Source organism: Ruegeria sp. B10 (genome assembly GCF_056539825.1).
The window spans coordinates 1-16802 of the sequence record NZ_JBQFVP010000017.1 but is presented as its reverse complement, the minus strand read 5'-3'; the positions used below and the strand labels follow the sequence as shown (position 1 = coordinate 16802).

The following is a 16802-nucleotide window of genomic DNA, read 5'->3' as shown; positions in this document are numbered from 1 at the left end:
TTTTGCCGAATTCAGAGATACCTGATCCACAATCTTTGATCACGGTTACACCCAAGTTCCTCGACCACCTCGTTTGCACTCAAGTTAAACTCTCTCGCGAGGTCCGTGATCTCGACAGACTGAAAGCTATCAACGTTCCGAACCAGTCTGCCGTCTTCAAAACCAATTAGTTCGTGGGACCTACCACCCCAACGCACGATCCCACCGCAGAGCCGCTGACTTTCCTTATTGACCAATTCTGCCACCGGGTCGGCAAAGAAATCGCTCCACTTAAGAAAACCGGTACTGACTGCCCGGGCGACCGCCTGTTCAATCGTCCGGCTTTTGAGCTTGGTGGTGATGGAAGCAGTCAGGACCTCTACCATTCGGGAAGAGCGGCCCATTTGCTTGGCAATGACAGACGGTATCAACCCCGACGCGAGCATTTTCAATACATCCAGTTCATCCCCAGACAGGGAATCCGAAGGGAAGTTGAATACGGTTTCGATGACATCGAGGGCAAGCAAGTGTAGAACCTGTGCTTCATGGCGTAGGGCAGGGAGCATTCTCGCGATCAAAGCATCCCACTCGGATCGGGGCAGGTTGGACGTAACCGTAAATACACCGCGCTCGCCAAACGGGTTGATAACCGGAATGGAAAGACCGTTCTGACCCACTCCAAATTTTCTGGCTGCGTCGAATAGCGGCGCTTGTTCACGCTGCTCATCAAATACAGTCCAGTCTACCGGCGCAATCATGTTGGCACCGAACCGAATGAGGGGATCGGCTAGAACCAGATCGTTGTCGACGTAGTACCTGACCCATTCCTCGGGAAACGTGGTGCACCCGTGAACAACATTATGATGCTTGTCGATATGGGCGTAGGAGGCGTTTTCAAACCCAAATCTTTGGCAAATTTCCTGGAGGCGTGCCTCACCGGTTTGCCTGAAATCCAGCTCAGAATTGCCAATATCCGCGATTTTCATAGATCGTCTTTCTGTTCCGCGTTACCGTCGGGGCCGCATAGCAACCTAAAGCTGAACAAACTACTCGGGAATTCCCGTAGCCAATCACAGATTTGAATACAGTTCTGTTCTGGAGGTGGAAACAGAGCAAAAACCTGCCGATGAGACACACGAATTTGAAAAGCTGGCAACCGATAACCCGCCAAGGCTAAATTTGGTTCTTGTGGTCTTGCTGAAGCCCGCCTTCCTCTTCCCGGGCTCTTCGCGCCAACAGTCCCATGAAACTGGATATCAGGTTCAATTCACCGCGTTCATCCGCCTGGACCATACCGCGAAGATATCCGCCCGGATTAACCACCGGCGGTAGCTTTGGATCACTCAGCCTCGCATCCGTGATCACTCCAGCCAGGATCGCCCCCAAGATGGTTATTCGGTCGACTGCCGCATGCCAGGCGGAGATATTGGTGCCGATTTCCGAAAGCCGGGACCAAACGCCGGTCTCGATCGCATAGAGTGTCGGAGAGGACTTCTGATCTCCACCACCGGCGATATCGATGTGCATGCGCAGCTCAGGTGAGGCCAAGTCATACAGGATGCGGTTATTCACCCGAGGCAGCTTTTGGGCCTTGTGCGGTTCAGTTTCCGTCGGATGATTGCTTTCTAAGCAATGCGCAGGGCCGTTAGGCCCGGAGCCAGAACAATCTGGGTCCGAGGCATTGGCCGAGGGCATTGTCACTTCGCCACCGGCGTTACAGGACAGAATTTTTTCTTCAATTTGATCTTGTATATGGCACCCGAAACTGGCTTCGGGTTCACCCGAAATTTCACGTCGTTTAGCGACATGCCCTTCCATCCTTTTCCAAAGGTCATGAGCTGCCTGAACATGTGCCCTGAGCTCATCCAACGACAGGTATTTCAGCTTGTCAGCACGCGGCCAGGATCGAAATTCAGCCATCATCTCGTCAACATCTTCGGCAGGGCAGGGGAGCGCAACAAGCACTGCCAGACTGTGCTTCACATATCGATAAAGTCGTGAGCGATCACCGCGCAAGCCATCATGCTTTTCTTTTTCAGCGCTGTTTTGCGCTTCGGCGTCCAGCATTTCAGATATGAGGTTCAGGGCAGGGGTCAGGAACAGGCCAAGCCCCTTGCGCTTACACCGCGCGCCATTGGCCCCAAGCCTGCGTTCAATCAATCCAATGGCTTCCAGTTCGCGTTCATGGTTGTGAATTGTCCGATCTGTCACCCCGCGCCCGGCAATGAGAGTTTCCTGGCGCGCGTAGCAAAAAGGTTCCTGGGACAGATCGCGAAACGCACATGGCAGATCATGTCGATGATGATCTCAAAGGTGCGAATACACTGGGCCGATGCGCCTCTTATCTGGGCGTAGCACACGCAAAGCTGCCGAAACCTGTCGCGGTTCCAGCCCTCAGGAAGGCCGTTGTGGAAGCGTATATTTTTGTGATGATGGGCGGATGCGATCTGCCGAAAGCTCATTGTATTGGCTTCCCTTGGCAAAGGTCAGTATTGGCATCCCAGCTTAGCGGGGCAGGGTATTCGGTATGATTAAGGGGTCTCATGGTCTGCTTCTCATTGGGGAAGCAAGGCGGCTCGAACCTCAGCGAAAAGACACAGAAAAACCGTTCGCACAGATGCGTTTATCCTTGTCAGAATTTTGGGAATTTCCTATAAATCAGGTGATCAAACTTGACTTAAGAAGATCCCCGCTGAGGCCCCGCCTTGCGGGGGTTTTTTGTTTTGGGATTAGGTTATTCCTCCGGGCCAAACGGCCTGGTTTAAAAATACGGCTGGCGATTTTGGTGGCATAGCCAGGAGCAACGCGCTGAACCGCAGGTCAGCACCTCAATATCGGATGAGTTCGTAGTCGCTGAACCCGAATGTGTCGGTCCACTCGACACCAACGCCACGGAAGTAGCTGGGAGGTTCACAGCGATTGCCCAGGGGCAGCCAGGAAGGGATTGGGGCAGGAGCGCGCTCGGACCAGCGAAAGTTCGTATTATCGTCGTAGGTGCCAACCACAAGATCAAGCGAACGCTCGCAATCTCCCTCCCGTGAACGACGGCGATAGCTATAGTGGCGCACATCCCAAACCCTGATGGATCTGACAACGTCGAAATCGGGTGAGGAAAGATCGACGCTGATCGGAGTGGCTTGAAAGCTATCGCCGGACTGGCCATGAAATGCCTGGATTGCTTCCGTTGAGATCGCAGCATCTACCAGCAAGGGCACTGTCGTATCGTCAGATGGAAGCTCTGGAAAAGGGCTAGCACTGTTGCGCTTGATAGCTTCCAACCTTTCCATAGGACTCACGCCTGAGGAGCTTTCTGACGCGTTCATCGGACAGCGCCAGAGTTGGAGCGGCGGTTCGACCGGGTAGGGTGTGACGCGCCGAATGAACTCCGCCTTGGCAGCGACGCAATCAGGCGAATTTGGCCAACCTCCGGCGAGGCAAAGGTATATGGCACAGTCAATTGGATAGGCACTGGCCTGCGTGGCCGGCAGTGCAGCGAGTGCAATTGCAAGGGCCTTTGCGCGAGTTCGATTTCCGGATTTTGAGTGTTTCAAGATGGTCTCTCCTGCTTGCGAATCGCCTAAGCAATATCCGGCCAATATATTTCTGACAATCTAATATCGTATATTGGCGTACTTTCTTATATTGACGTAGATTGTGTTTTAGTCCACAACTTTTGGATGTAGAAGACGGTCCATAGGGGGTCGTCATGGCGGACAACAAGAGACAATACACTGTGGTAACCATCGAGATGGTCCGGGGCCTGAAAGAAGATCAGGTTCCCTTTACATGCCGCTACGAATTTATCGGACTCGCTTCCCTTGGACGACCTAAGTACCACTGCATTTACAGCTCGCCGAACTATGTCGGAGCCTTGTGCAAGTCGAAGATTTCTCGAGCGGGCGCTGAGCCCAGAGAGTTCGATCTTTGGCCGGGGCTTTTTAAGCATCACCAGGAATTTGGCGACGGTCGCATTCTCTGCGTCAAATCAGATTACACGATCGAGTCGATTACCCCAGAGGGTCTCGAAGCAGCTCAGGCCCTGGACGCGAAATCCAAAACCTGATCGGTCACGTTCGAGAACCTGGCTCATCAAAATACTGGGGCAGGGCACATGAAACGGCTCTTGTTTCTCAGCGCTACACTCGCGTCCTTGTTCTTTGCTGCGGTCTGGATTGAACCATCAAAACAAACAAAGACTCTGAGCGCGTCCGAGGTGATTGCCATTGATGGTGACACGATCGACCACGGCGACGACCGCTACCGGCTCGTTGGCTTCGATACGCCTGAGACCTACCGGCCGCAATGCCGTGCGGAAAAGACTCTGGGATTGAAAGCGAAAGCAAGGCTGACAGAGCTCATCCAGACGGTGGACCAGATAGAGCTGGTCATCCAACCAGATCTGGACGTGCATGACCGCTTCCTGGCGGTTGGGCGTGTGGCTGGGCAGGACGTCGGGGCCATCCTGATTTCCGAGGGTCTCGCGCGCCCATACTCTGGCGGTAAACGCAGGTCTTGGTGCGGTTAAAAGAAAGGATCACACAACAGTTTATGACAATAAGGCAATCTCACTAAGCAATAAGCGGTCCTGTCGATTGCGCCAACAACCGACAGGACAAGAAACGCCCCAAATCCATCCGGGCATTCCTCCAACATCAAGAGAGAACTGTACTATGGTAAAAACAGTAACCCTAGATGCCGATCCTAGATTGGACAGCGCCGCGCCAGAGTCAATGGGTGCGGACCCAGACAACTTGTCTGCGCTTGCGACGGCACAGCACTGACCAGCGACAGCGCCGAACAGGACATCCCCGACACTTTGGTCAGACCTTCCGGCTGATTGATCCGAGCTGAACGCTGGCTGTCTGTGGAGCCCGCGAAGGGCTCAGTGCTGTGTTCCGGCATCCAATTTTCTGCTGCTCAGATGACCCGAAATCGAACCTCATAATAGTAATTATGTAAAAACTACTGACCTATTTTTTGAAAGGCGGAAAGGTGATCACAGTGGCCTTCGACACTATCGAAAGCAAGATTGATCGGCGCTGGGTGCCTGCCGCCCAGAGCTTCGAGCAAGCCCGTAAGGACATTCTCACCGTAATCCGCCACCTTGCCGGAGAACGGTCAACCATCAAGCGCGGAATGCGCGAATACTGGCTGGAAAGCGATGCCCGCGCCACGGCTTTCGGAATCGCGCTCGAAATGTTCCATGTCCTCAATGATCTTGAGTATGTCCGTGCAAATCGGCTCTACAAAGCCTTGAAGTTGCACGCAGACGTTAACAAGGCGTTGGGTCCGAAAGAGCTGTTCCGCTTTGCTTCACCGGAAAAGGCCGCTGCGCTCATCCAAAGCAGCAGCCGAGCAAACTATGCCAACTCATACGCAACCCTGAAATTCGGTTGCGACCTGTCAGGCACAATCGACGCCGACACCGCGCGCGACGTTCTGAACCGGCATGAAGCCCTTTGGTTCGTTTACCCAAACGCCACCTATCACGTTCACCTGATCCGTGAGGGTGTCTGGCTGGACATCGTTATGCCGCTTGAAGTGGTCGTTGAGCTGCGCCTTGAAGTGGATTTCGCAATGCAAATCCGACAAGCGGAACTTGATGCGCAGGGAGCTTTGTCATGAACAAGCCTGCGCGCAAAGTTCTTCCTGATCGTCGGCTGGCTGAAACACGCCGCGTTGAAACTCCGCAAGGGCACACTGCCTTTGTCACCATCGGGTATGATCCGGCGTCGCCAATCAAACCCCGTGAAGTGTTCTATAGCGGCGGTTTTCGCTCTGGCAGCGACCTCGAATACCATCTGCATGATCTGTGCGTTCTGATTTCGCTGTTGCTGCAGCACGGCGTAGCAGCTTCGTTTCTGTCGCGCTCTATCGCTCGCAAGACTTCGGCCCTTGGTGGCGAAGAATACGCAAGTCTCGCAGGCTGGTTGGTGGATGCTGTCAGCATTCCGCCGTCCTGGACTGATGAGTACGTGGCCGCGACCGGCGACGAACAGAACCCCTCCAATTCCTCGCCAACTCAAGCAAAGGAGAAATCCGAATGATCGCAGCAATGCGGCCCCTTCTGCTCGTCTCCACGGCATTTGTGGCGACCGGCGCAAGCGCCCAGGTCATCGAATACGAGCCGGATGGCAGCGTGTTTCTGAACGGTGCGCGGGCAGAAATCGTCAATGGCGTCGTTCGGCCAATCCGGATGCGTGAGTACACGCTTGACGAAAAACCGGAAGCGCCGAAGGCCAAGCCACAGGAAAAGATCGAGATTGCGGGCAAGGCACCGCGGCCTCGCAGATCCTCGGGCGGCTGGTCGCAGGAGCGGATCGTCAAAGAAATCCACGCAGCGGCGGAACGCCATGACATTCCGGCCGAGTTGTTCATGGCGCTGGTCTGGCAGGAAAGCCGGTATCGGGCTGACGCTCTGTCACCCAAGGGTGCCTATGGCTTCGCACAGCTCATGCCCGGAACGGCGAAAGACCTGGGCGTGAACCCAAAGAACCCTGCAGAAAATCTCGACGGTGGTGCCCGCTATTTGGCGGCGCAGTACCGCGAGTTCGGAACCTGGAAGCTGGCGCTTGCCGCCTACAACGCCGGGCCTCACCGCGTCGTCGAATACGGCGGCGTCCCCCCCTTCACCGAAACCCGCAATTACGTGCGGATCATCCTAAGCAAAGTGAGCACTTCCTCATGAAAAGAACCCACTTCTACCAGCAGATGGCGTTTTTCGCGATCACTGCGTTCATCATCACAGCAGCGCCCGCCTCCGCTGGCTGGCTGCAAGATGCCATTGGCGATTTCATCAACGAAACGCTGGCCGACTCGAAGGTCGTTGGCGTCAGCCTTGCCGCTGTCGGCTTCATCTGGGGCTGTCTCGCCTACGTGTTCGGCTGGGGTTCGCTGAAAGGCCCGGTAATCGCTATCGTCGTCGGCGCTGTTATCGGCCTCGCTGATACATTCATCGGAGGCTGATTGATGCCGCGCCGCAATACGGTCTTTCGCGGCCTGAGCCGCCCCGCAGAATGGGGCGGCTTACCCGTGATCTATCTGCTGGTGATCCTCGGGATGACCATGCTTTCGTTCTTCATGTTCGGGATAGCGCCAGCAATCATTGCGGGTTTTGTTTTCTACACCGGGCTTCGCCTCTTTTACGAATGGGAACCGGCTTTCTTCCGCGTCCTGTCCGTAACCCTTTCCAAAACTCCGCGCACCAAAAACCGCCAGCATCATGGGGGAGATTACTATAGTGCCTAAGCCTGCTGCACAGGATTTGTGGACCCTTGCCCGCTCGTTGATCGAGCCGAGCTGGCGCAAGGATGAAATGAGCCTCTTTCAGATGTTGCCGTATGGCTATGTCGTGGACGATGAGGTCATTTCTACACGCAACGGTGGCCTCATCGCCGCTGCAGAAATCACCGGAATCAACGCAAACACGCTGGACGAAAACGAGTTCGAGTTCCTGGCCGAACGGTTTGAGCGTGTATTGCGCACGACACCCAATGAGGTGGCCTTTTATGTTCATCGACTGACCGTCCCAGCTGAGACTGGTCATGTCATCACAGATCCAACCGGCTTTGCCGGTGCAGTGGCGCAGGCCATGCGCTCAGCGTCCGTCGATGCAGAGCTGAAAGAACGCAAGATCATCATCAGCGCCATTCTGCAAAAGCGGCAGGATGAGCGGGCAAAACAGATGTTCGGCATGTCGTCTGGAACGATAGACGAGGAACGCCGCGAAATGATGGAACAGCTCGACGGTGTGTTCACAACACTGGCGGGCACGCTGGGCGAGGCCCGTATGCGCCGGCTGAAGCTCAGCGAGGGGCGTTGGCTCGGCTATTATGGAATGCTGTTGAACGGTCGGTATCAGCCGATCATTCACACGAACATTGCAGAACCCATCGCCTTCAACATGCCGCAAGAGGATGTGCTGTTTCAGGGCAAGCGCGGCAAACTGGTCACGGGCGACGATCAGGAACGCTCCATCCGTGTCTATTCCCTGAAGAATTACCCGATGGCTTCGTTCCCCGGCATTTTCGACGGGCTAGACCTGCCGGTTGATGTCGTGATTTCGCAATCCTTCCTGCCGATCAGCCGCGCCCAGGCGCAGGAAATGGAACGCCGCAAGTCGGGACAAATGCGCTCGGCAGGCGACAAGGCAAAGTCGCTTGAAGAGGATTTGTCCATTCTGGCGGACGGCATTGCCTCCGGCACCATGTCACTCGGCAAGCACCACCTGTCGATCTGCGTGTTTGGGAACGAGGAAGATCTGAAAACCGCCGAAAAACACATCATCGGTGAAATCCAGATTTCGGGCGGCACGGTCAAACGCGAAGCGATGTCGGCGCGGTCGGTGTACTTCGCGCAGCACCCCGGCAACTTCGCATTCCGTCCTCGTGAAGAACTGATCACGGACCAGAACTTTGCGGACATGGTTGCGTTCCACATGCGGCCAAAGGGTTTGGATGCGGAAAAGCTGCCCTGGCCGGGGCCATTGGCGACTTTCCCGACAACGCACGGGGACAGCTACGATGTTTCGCTGCACCTTCCCAAGACCAGTAAGGACGCCGAAAACCTGCCCTCCGGGCATACGATCGTTCTTGGACCGAACGGCTCGGGTAAAACCGTGATCGCAATGCTGCTGGCAACAATGGCGGTGGCACAGGGCGCGCGGATTATCGCTTTTGACAAAGACCGGGCAATGGAGGCTCCGATGCGGGCGCTTGGTGCGCAGTACACCCGCGTCCGAGTTGGTGAACCAACCGGCATGAACCCGTTTCAGACCGAGACGGATGAGGCTGGGCAAAGCTGGCTCGCCAACTGGGTCATTGCCCTGTTGAGCTATGACGAACCACTGACCACCGATCAAAAGGATGAAATAACGCGGGCTTGCCAAGCCAATGCCACTTTGCCGCCTGCGCTTCAGAACTTCGATTCACTGGTGGAACGGTTCAGAGCCTTTGACGATGACAAGAACCTGTACAAGCGTGCAAGTGAATGGGCTGGCGACGGGCGTTTGTCGTGGATGTTTGGCGAGGGTGGCACAGATCCTTTTGCCTCTGACGATCGGCATCTTGTGTTCGACATTTCTGAGGTTCTGGATGACGAGTTGGTCCGGTTGGCATGGATCAGCTACGTCATGCGCCAGATCGAGCGCCGTTGTGCTGCGAAAGTGCCCACTGTCTTTGTGATTGATGAAGCCTGGGTGATCGCAGGCAACCCCTACGGCGCAGAAATTCTCAAGAACGCTTACACCACATACCGGAAGCTGAACGTCATGATGATGATGATGACGCAGATCCCCGATCACATCCTGTCGTCAGCGGCAAGTAAGTCGATCCTGGAAAACACCAGCACGCAGCTCTTGTTCCCCTCCCGATCCGGCAATGAAGCAGACTACCGGGCAATCGGCTTGAACGATTCAGAGCTGGGCGCACTGAGGGCGCATTTTGGCGACCGCGTAATGCTCATGAAGAAAGGTGATGAGAGTGTTTGGCTCGATGTCGATGTCGGCGCTCTCGGCCCGCTTCTTCGTGTTTTGAGCGGATCAGACGGCAAGTCGTTCCCTGATCCTGACTGGCGACAAAACCCCAACTTCTGGAAGGAAATCACATGAAATCCCGCCTTGTAATCGCCCTTGTTGTTCTGGCCGCCGTTGCCGCCTGCACCAACACCTATTCGGGCTATCGCAGCAAATGCGCCTGTGACTTCGAACGAATGGGTCCTGCAGAATTGGAGCTGGCGTGATGGACAACTTGAAGCACATCCGCACAACCATTGCTGTTTTGGTTCTGGCCGCCCTGCCCGTCACGGCATCGGCCCAGGGTGTCCCGGTTGTTGATTCAGCGGCAATCGCACAAGACGCCGCCAATTCGGCCCGCGAAGTCGCGGAAATGGTCCGCCAGTACGAACAGCTAATGCAACAATATGAGAAGCTCGAGCAGCAGCGCGCAATGTTGGAGAACTCGTTCAAGGCCATTTCTGGTCTGACAGATTTGGACGAGTTCAACAGCCGCAGCTTTTTGAAGCTGGCAACGGCAGCTGACACGCTTGGATACGCCCTGGATGCAGCGGAGGGCGGTATCACCGGCCTGCCCGATGTCGCAGCGCAGGCAATGGAACGACGATCCATCAACCTCGGCCTGAACGATGGCATCTTGTCCGAGTTCAGCACGTCAGACGTGCCAGCCCGGCGCATTCTGTCAGAGCGAGGTGGCGCTGGCTTGATGGCGTCCGCTCTGGGCGAACAGGGCTATGACATGGCGGGCAAACTCTCCGAAGACGCCGAAAAGCTGCGCGGTGAAATCGGTCAGCAAGAAGATCTGAAGGATGCAATCGACTACAACACAGCGGTTCTTCTGAAACTCCTGCAAGTTGAAATTGAAATCTTGCGCGCAACCTCGGCCAATGCCCTGGCGTCGGGCACGGATCTGGCTGCAAACGCAGCGGACCTAAAGACGCTTAGCAATTACGCAAGAGGAGAAACCCAATGAAAAGCCGCTCCACTTTCGCCCTGATCACACTGACGGCGACGCTTTTAGCGTCGTCGGCCAGTGCTGAGGCCAGACTTCCGTTTCCCCCCAATGTTGATTGGACATTTGGGGAATATCGGACCTGTCTTGGTTATTCGGGCGTGCGAGCGTTCAAAAAACCCCTGAAGGAATACGGGGTTGAACAGCTCGCCAACGCTGGTCAGGGCGCGGATCAACAGTATGTCGTTGGCAACTGGACCGATGCCATTTTGAATGAGCAAGTGATAGCTGCTCATGAATTTGCCATAGAGCAATGCCGCCTGCGCAAAGCCGATGAAGCATTCAGCACTGAATGCCCGCTCGGTAACCTCAGCCGCGAAGCTGCAATCAAGTTGGTGGGCGCAGACCAGGGCGATTTCTGGTCGAAGCCATCCAGCGAACTCAAATCGCTCAAAGAAACGCAGCAAGAACGCTTGGAAGCGCTGCGCCCTGCAATTGAGGAGGCTTGTGGGTCGTGATTCAGGATTTCGTCAGCTCGATTGAATCAGCAATCAGCAACTTTTCTCAGCAAGCATACACCAGCCTTGCGGCGGATCTCGCATCCGCCCTCTGGGCTATTGCTGCGCTGATCTTTGTAGCGATGCTGATCAACGGCGTACTTCAGATCAGAGAAATTGGGTTTGGTGGTTATGTAGGCTGGATCATTCGGGCGACGATCATCATCGGAATGGCGTCGAGCTGGTCCTTTTTCCAACCAATCTATCAAGGCGTCCAAATCTTGCCGGACAGTATTGCCGGGGCACTCACTGGAACCACAAATGTATGGCAAGCGTTGGATGAGATTGCGCTTCAGTGTTTCTTGATGGGCCAGCAGGCCATTGAAAACGCGACCTGGGGCCTGAGCATCACCGGAGCTATTCTCTGGGTTGTTGGGGCCGTCATCGTTGCTTTTGGCACTGGCATGGCACTCATCGCAAAAGGCGGTCTGGCGGTCCTGCTGGGTCTAGCGCCTGTTTTCATTGCAACGCTGCTCAGCTCGGCCACAGCCAATATCTTCGCAGCCTGGGCGAAAACGACTGTGGGCCTCATCATGGTCATTGTCGTTCTGACAGGCATCGTTTCTCTTATTCAGGCGCTTTTCGCTTCGGAACTTGGTTCCTTGTCTGATGTTAATGACATGGAAGCCAGCGGACGTTTTCTCGCAATCTGCATCGTGGCTATCGTCATGCTCACGCAAATCCCGTCACTGGCTGGCGGCATGTCTGGCGCGATAGTTTCGGCATCCTCCGGTCTTGCTGTGGCAACCGGCGCGGTTGCAGCCGCAAGAAGTGCATTGGGCACTGCCAGCGATGGCGCAAGGGGTGCAGTAGCCGGTGGCAAAACCGCCGCCGCGATGGCTTCCGCAGCACGTGACGGGACTGGCGTTCGTGACAGCGCGTCTCGCGCAATGCAAGCGCGTCGGGACATAGCGCACAGAGCCCGAAATCAGGATGGGGCAGCTCGTCAGAGCTACGCCGCTGACCGTTACCGGCAGAGCATTCGACAAGCTCGCGCCAATAAATCTTCATAAATCGAGGTACAGAGCAAATGTCACACGTGACAGATCACGAAAAAGAACTCTTTCTGGGCGCACGCCGCGATGCCTTCAAATGGCAGGTATTCGGCATGGTCGGCATGGCAATGGGCGTGGCCTCTATGATTGGCTGGGCGATGCTCCTTCCCCTGAAGGAAATCCGCGCGGTGCCATTCTCCATTGATCCGGACACGAAACTGCCAGTCCTGCTCACTGAAAAGGTGGAAGAATTGGAACCGACGGAGGCAATGGCCTTCCGTGAAGTCGCAAATTATGTGCGCGACCGGGAAACCTATGATGTCCAGGACAATAACGAGCGCCTGAAATCGGTGCTGCGTCGTTCTGATGAGTTGGCCGAAACGTCCTACCGCGAACTGTGGGATGGGTCGAACGACAACCATCCGGACGAAATCTATACGCCCAAGACAAAGGTGCAGACCGAAATTCTGGGCGTCTCGCCGGTCAACGATGAGACGGTGCAGGTCGAGATCCGCAAGTCCCTGATCGTGCCAAACCAAGCAACGGCGACAGCCCGCTACGTGGTCACAGTGACCTACGGGTTTGAGGAGAAAATCGTGACGTCGATGGGTGAGCTTCTGGAAAATCCATTTGGCTTCGTTGTCACCAACTACCGCGTAGACACCATGGGGAACATCTGATGTTTCGGCCCTTAATAACACTCACCCGCGTCATGGCTGCAACCCTGACGCTCTCAACACCTCTGCTCGCTGAAATCACACCAACGCCAGACGGAAAGAACGCGGATCACCGCATCACGCATTTCCATTACGTCGACAACCAGGTGTACCGCATCCCTGTGGGTGAACGCCTGATTACCTATGTTCACTTTCCGCAGGGCGAAACCGTCCGCAGCATTGGTGCGGGCGACACTGAAAGTTTTCAGATCACTCGCCTGCAGGAAGGTCGCGTTATTGCGTTCAAGCCGGAAATCCTGAACTCGGATTCAAACCTGACCGTCCTGACCAATCGCGGGACATACAACTTCTATTTGGTTCCGGCCGAGAGCGCCGCCGAACGTAAGCGAGTACCGTTCCGGGTCACGTTCTATAACAAGAACAACAGCGGCGGGACCACAACGCGTCGCGGCACAGTCGCTCGGAGCGAGCCGAAGCCAACTGGCCGGTTTGTGAACCAGAACTACTCGCGCTCGGGCAAAGCGGACTTTGCGCCCACCGCCGTTTGGGATGATGGCGTTCACACTTACATGCATATCCCACAGGATGCGGAGCTGCCCGGTATCTTCCGTGTCCTGCCTGATGGACGTGAGCTGATGGTGAACACCACAGTCAAAGAGCGCGGCATTATCCAGGTGCAGGGCCTTTCAGATCTTTGGACACTGCGCATTGAGGACACTTCAATCTGTGTTCGAAACGATGGCGACGAGTTTCAGCAGGCGAGTGCAACGGGCAGGCCCGTTACTTCACAGACAGTTAAACCGGGGGGCAGCAAGTAATGAACCGCGATCAGACAATTGCAGCACGGATTGCAGCGGAGCAACCACCTCAACGTATGAGAAAGAGGTTCGAGCCCAAGAAGCTCATCGCTGTCGCTGTTGCCGGAGCGGTGTTCGTGAGTTTCGCTTGGTTCGTATTGGGCGACGAAAGCAAAGGCGGGAACACGGGCGTTCGCGTTGACGCTTTGCAACAAGGTGGTGGCGAGCGATATGGGCTTTTGACCGCACGGGGACCAGAGGTCGATGAGCCAGAACCAGAGGCTTTGCCCGAGGAAATTGCGGTGGCAACGCCCGCCTCAACTCCACAGCCGGTTGAATTCATTGGGTTTGATAAAGCCTTGAAAACCATCGAGCAACAGAATGGCCGGATTTCCGACCTGCAAGACGAGCTGACGGATGCCAAAGTTTCGCTGTCAGAAAAAGACGGTGAAATCGCAACGCTGAACCTGACCAATGAACGCCTTCAGGTCAGATATGATGAGCGAGAGAAGAAGTTCCAGACGGAACTTGCCCAGGCCATCGCAGATGCGGAGGCCCGGGCACTTGCCAGCGTAAGCCACCTTCAGGCGCAAGGTCTGACCGATGACGAGCGGCGCAGACTCGAAGAACTGAAGAAAATGCGCCAGCGGCAGAACCAGTCGGACGGCATTGTGTTCGATGAAAACCCATACGGCAGAAACTGATGGAGCTGACGATGAACAGAACAGCACTCACCCTCGCCCTGGTCACGTTGGCCTCAAGCGCGATGGCACAGGACGCACCCGGTCAAAACTACCAGCCGATCAATGGTGGATCGCAGCCGGTCATTTTCCAACCCTTCCCTGCAGCGCCGCAGCCGGTTCAAGTCCAGCCAGACGACACCCGCCTGCCTGAAGATCAACGCGGCTATCAGGAAAACCAAAACACGACATGGCAAAACAATCTGGTCGAAGAATATCCCCCCATCGTCGGGGCCTCGATCATTGACGATCCGTCGCGCACCCTGACGCAAGGCACGGTTTTGTCGGCTGTGTTCGGTGGCGCGGTCAGCTCGGAGTTGCCCGGCAGTGTCGTGGCGACGATTACACGTGGCGTCTACTCGATGGACGGCACGCGTTTGCTTCTGCCGCGCGGATCGAAGCTCTTTGGCGAGTATCGAGCGGACACGACATTGGCGCAAACGCGCATCATGATCGTTTGGAGCCGTGTCATCACGCCTGACGGCCTGTCAACTCAGGTCGGATCGGCTGGTACGGACGGTCAAGGCCGGACTGGTGCGACCGGCAGGGTGAACACACACTTTGGGAAACGGTTCGGAACTGCAGCGCTGTTGTCCATCATCGGCATTGCGCCGGTGGCACTGGTCTCTGACAACGATAGCAACAACTCGGTTCGCACTGATCTGGCAACGCAAGTGGGGTCTAACCTGCAGAACGCTACGGCAGCGGCGCTTGATGAATACCTGCGCATTACTCCGACAGTCTTTGTCGATCAGGGCAGTCGCATCAACGCCATCCTGCAGCGCGACGTTGTGTTCGATAGCTTCTGAGCGCGAGCCAATGAGCCGACCGCCTCAGCAGTCTTTCCGGCCGCTGCCAGCATGATCGAGTGCGGTAGCGGCCTTTTTTGAAGCAAATTCAGCACTTTTTGGAAGCAATGAATCTTATGTGGATGCCTTCGTGTTCGAGGCAAAGCCGAGATGCAGCGAAGGCAACCTCCAGTGTTCAAAAAAGTGCTCTACCAAGGACAAGAACATGAGCGGGCGGAACGGCAATAGCCTTCTGGAATACTATACAGGCAAGATCGAGCATCTGTTGCACGATGAAAGCCTGAGCGAAATTTCTGTGAATCCTGACGGATCGGTCTGGGTCGAAGAAATGGGCACAACACACATGACCAGGACAGACATTACTCTGAACAGAGATGATGTGGAAAACATCGGGCGCTGCGTGGCCGGATTCAGCGATGTGACATTCGGAGAAAAGAAGCCGATTGCGACGGCCAACGTGCCGACACAGCAGGGTAAAGCGCGGGTGCAGGTTGTGATTCCGCCAGCAACAACCGGCGTGGGGTCCGTGGCGATCCGCCTGCTCCGCGTGAAAACCGTCGATCTGGGCGCGTTCAGCTTCGCCAGCAAAGAGGCGGCGTTGGCAGAAAACAATGATCACAGCGCGCTTGAAAAGGCTCGGGCTGCTCTCGCTGCCGGAACAATGAACTTTGACGAGCTGGCCGACCTTGCGATGCTAAGCAAATGGAACGTGATCATTGCCGGGGGCACCTCGTCTGGCAAAACCACTGTTCTCAATGCAATGCTGAAGCGCGTCGATCCTGGCGAACGGATCGTGACGATTGAAGAAGTGGCCGAGCTGGACATCGAGCAACCCAATTCTGTCGATCTACTTGCTGACCGTTCCGAAGAAGATGGCCCTCGATCACCAACAAAGCTGCTGGAATCGGCGCTGAGGTTACGGCCTGACCGCCTCGTCTGCGGTGAAATTCGGGGCGACGACGCAAATATGTTCCTGGAACTGGTGAACACCGGCCACGATGGTTCTGTTTGTACCATGCACGCCAACTCACCAGTAGATGCCATTGGACGTATGAGCAAGATGGTGCGTCGCGGATCTCCGACCGTTCAAAAGTCAGAAGTGGTCGATGACATCCGGGCCACCATTCACATGATCGTTCACATGAAGAAAATCGGTGACGAACGGAAGGTCAACGGAGTGATCTTCCCACCCCTGATGACCGCTGATCAACTTATCTGAAGGAGAAATAGAATGAAAAAATTTGAGTATCGTAATGTCTTGATGCGGGTAGAGGAAAATGCAGGCGAGAAGTTTGCGAAGCTCGGGCAAGACGGTTGGGAAATGGTCGGCGTCGTACCTGCCGAGTTTGGCATCGTGTGCTTCTTCAAACGCGAGCTGACCGATGGCTGAGTTTCAGGATCTACCCAAAGGCAAGAAGGTCGCGATAGCCGGTACTATGGGCTTTATCGCTACCTCGGCTTGCGCGGTGTTGGTGGTCGGGCTGGCTCTCGAATACATCAACACCAGAGGCTTTCGCGGGCTGGACATCTGGGCGATCCCAGAGAAGTTCATGGCACAGCCTGCAGAGACGCAGCAGATCATGGGTCTGGTGGCGGTGGTCGCAGTGGGTGTTTTGACCTTTGCATTTGTGGCGGCTGCGCTGCGTGGTCCCTCAACGAAATACGGTGATGCGACCTTTGCAAAGGCCCCTCAGCTCGTCCAGGAAGGCTATGCGTCGGTTCTGAAGCTCAAAGACAAATTGGATAGTGAAATCGTGTTTGCCAAATTTGGTGAGCCAAAGGACA

At 55.5% G+C, this 16802-nt stretch carries 22 protein-coding genes; 19 read left to right on the top strand and 3 right to left on the bottom strand.

Features of this window, described 5'->3' with window-relative positions:
- Window positions 1-11: 11 nt before the first annotated feature.
- From ACR0J4_RS20275 to ACR0J4_RS20265, 3 genes are all read right to left on the bottom strand, one after another.
- Window positions 12-965, bottom strand: a complete 954-nt coding sequence (locus ACR0J4_RS20275; protein ID WP_170570583.1) for a LuxR family transcriptional regulator — start codon at window positions 963-965, stop codon at window positions 12-14.
- A 187-nt stretch (window positions 966-1152) separates the two neighbouring features.
- Window positions 1153-2190 (bottom strand): hypothetical protein, encoded by a 1038-nt coding sequence (locus ACR0J4_RS20270; RefSeq protein ID WP_170747427.1) that lies wholly within the window; start codon window positions 2188-2190, stop codon window positions 1153-1155.
- Between the two features lie 617 nt (window positions 2191-2807).
- Window positions 2808-3530 (bottom strand): hypothetical protein, encoded by a 723-nt coding sequence (locus tag ACR0J4_RS20265; RefSeq protein WP_170709398.1) that lies wholly within the window; start codon window positions 3528-3530, stop codon window positions 2808-2810.
- Window positions 3531-3685: 155 nt separating this feature from the next.
- Here ACR0J4_RS20265 and ACR0J4_RS20260 point away from each other — a divergent pair, with 155 nt between their 5' ends.
- From ACR0J4_RS20260 to ACR0J4_RS20170, 19 genes are all read left to right on the top strand, one after another.
- A complete protein-coding gene (locus ACR0J4_RS20260; protein WP_142638830.1) occupies window positions 3686-4042 on the top strand; it encodes a hypothetical protein in 357 nt (118 codons plus the stop codon).
- 48 nt (window positions 4043-4090) lie between these two features.
- Entirely contained in the window at window positions 4091-4504 is a 414-nt protein-coding gene (locus tag ACR0J4_RS20255; RefSeq protein WP_170649823.1) for a thermonuclease family protein, read from the top strand.
- A 476-nt stretch (window positions 4505-4980) separates the two neighbouring features.
- Window positions 4981-5604, top strand: a complete 624-nt coding sequence (locus tag ACR0J4_RS20250; protein ID WP_152460688.1) for a hypothetical protein — start codon at window positions 4981-4983, stop codon at window positions 5602-5604.
- Complete coding sequence (locus tag ACR0J4_RS20245; protein WP_152460687.1) at window positions 5601-6026, top strand: TSCPD domain-containing protein; 426 nt, start codon at window positions 5601-5603, stop codon at window positions 6024-6026. The genes ACR0J4_RS20250 and ACR0J4_RS20245 overlap by 4 nt, the downstream gene beginning before the upstream one ends.
- Window positions 6023-6667 (top strand): lytic transglycosylase domain-containing protein, encoded by a 645-nt coding sequence (locus tag ACR0J4_RS20240; protein ID WP_152460686.1) that lies wholly within the window; start codon window positions 6023-6025, stop codon window positions 6665-6667. The genes ACR0J4_RS20245 and ACR0J4_RS20240 overlap by 4 nt, the downstream gene beginning before the upstream one ends.
- Window positions 6664-6945 carry an HAD family hydrolase gene (locus ACR0J4_RS20235; protein ID WP_152460685.1) on the top strand — a complete coding sequence of 94 codons (282 nt, stop codon included), beginning with the start codon at window positions 6664-6666 and terminating at the stop codon, window positions 6943-6945. Before ACR0J4_RS20240 ends, ACR0J4_RS20235 begins: the two co-directional genes overlap by 4 nt.
- Before the next feature lie 3 nt (window positions 6946-6948).
- On the top strand, window positions 6949-7227 hold the full coding sequence (locus ACR0J4_RS20230; protein WP_152460684.1) for a VirB3 family type IV secretion system protein: 279 nt from the start codon (window positions 6949-6951) through the stop codon (window positions 7225-7227).
- Window positions 7202-9586 carry a VirB4 family type IV secretion/conjugal transfer ATPase gene (locus ACR0J4_RS20225; protein ID WP_170686498.1) on the top strand — a complete coding sequence of 795 codons (2385 nt, stop codon included), beginning with the start codon at window positions 7202-7204 and terminating at the stop codon, window positions 9584-9586. The genes ACR0J4_RS20230 and ACR0J4_RS20225 overlap by 26 nt, the downstream gene beginning before the upstream one ends.
- The gene (locus ACR0J4_RS20220; RefSeq protein WP_256368715.1) at window positions 9583-9717 is read left to right on the top strand and encodes a hypothetical protein; all 135 of its coding nucleotides are present in this window, start codon (window positions 9583-9585) and stop codon (window positions 9715-9717) included. Before ACR0J4_RS20225 ends, ACR0J4_RS20220 begins: the two co-directional genes overlap by 4 nt.
- A complete protein-coding gene (locus tag ACR0J4_RS20215) occupies window positions 9717-10463 on the top strand; it encodes a type IV secretion system protein (protein ID WP_170666370.1) in 747 nt (248 codons plus the stop codon). The genes ACR0J4_RS20220 and ACR0J4_RS20215 overlap by 1 nt, the downstream gene beginning before the upstream one ends.
- The gene (locus tag ACR0J4_RS20210) at window positions 10460-10960 is read left to right on the top strand and encodes a hypothetical protein (RefSeq protein WP_170666366.1); all 501 of its coding nucleotides are present in this window, start codon (window positions 10460-10462) and stop codon (window positions 10958-10960) included. Before ACR0J4_RS20215 ends, ACR0J4_RS20210 begins: the two co-directional genes overlap by 4 nt.
- A complete protein-coding gene (locus ACR0J4_RS20205; protein WP_170666362.1) occupies window positions 10957-12012 on the top strand; it encodes a TrbL/VirB6 family protein in 1056 nt (351 codons plus the stop codon). Before ACR0J4_RS20210 ends, ACR0J4_RS20205 begins: the two co-directional genes overlap by 4 nt.
- A 26-nt stretch (window positions 12013-12038) precedes the next feature.
- A complete protein-coding gene (locus ACR0J4_RS20200) occupies window positions 12039-12674 on the top strand; it encodes a VirB8 family type IV secretion system protein (RefSeq protein WP_170667822.1) in 636 nt (211 codons plus the stop codon).
- The gene (locus ACR0J4_RS20195) at window positions 12674-13489 is read left to right on the top strand and encodes a TrbG/VirB9 family P-type conjugative transfer protein (RefSeq protein ID WP_170666357.1); all 816 of its coding nucleotides are present in this window, start codon (window positions 12674-12676) and stop codon (window positions 13487-13489) included. The genes ACR0J4_RS20200 and ACR0J4_RS20195 overlap by 1 nt, the downstream gene beginning before the upstream one ends.
- A 56-nt stretch (window positions 13490-13545) precedes the next feature.
- Window positions 13546-14172 (top strand): hypothetical protein, encoded by a 627-nt coding sequence (locus ACR0J4_RS20190; RefSeq protein WP_170666354.1) that lies wholly within the window; start codon window positions 13546-13548, stop codon window positions 14170-14172.
- An 11-nt stretch (window positions 14173-14183) separates the two neighbouring features.
- The gene (locus ACR0J4_RS20185) at window positions 14184-15017 is read left to right on the top strand and encodes a TraB/TrbI/VirB10 family type IV secretion system protein (protein ID WP_170575215.1); all 834 of its coding nucleotides are present in this window, start codon (window positions 14184-14186) and stop codon (window positions 15015-15017) included.
- Between the two features lie 205 nt (window positions 15018-15222).
- Window positions 15223-16236, top strand: a complete 1014-nt coding sequence (locus ACR0J4_RS20180; RefSeq protein ID WP_152460675.1) for an ATPase, T2SS/T4P/T4SS family — start codon at window positions 15223-15225, stop codon at window positions 16234-16236.
- 12 nt (window positions 16237-16248) lie between these two features.
- Entirely contained in the window at window positions 16249-16407 is a 159-nt protein-coding gene (locus ACR0J4_RS20175) for a DUF4177 domain-containing protein (RefSeq protein ID WP_152460674.1), read from the top strand.
- Window positions 16400-16802, top strand: a 403-nt coding sequence (locus ACR0J4_RS20170; protein WP_480668803.1) for a hypothetical protein, incomplete at its 3' end; no start/stop codon positions are given. The genes ACR0J4_RS20175 and ACR0J4_RS20170, both read left to right, overlap by 8 nt.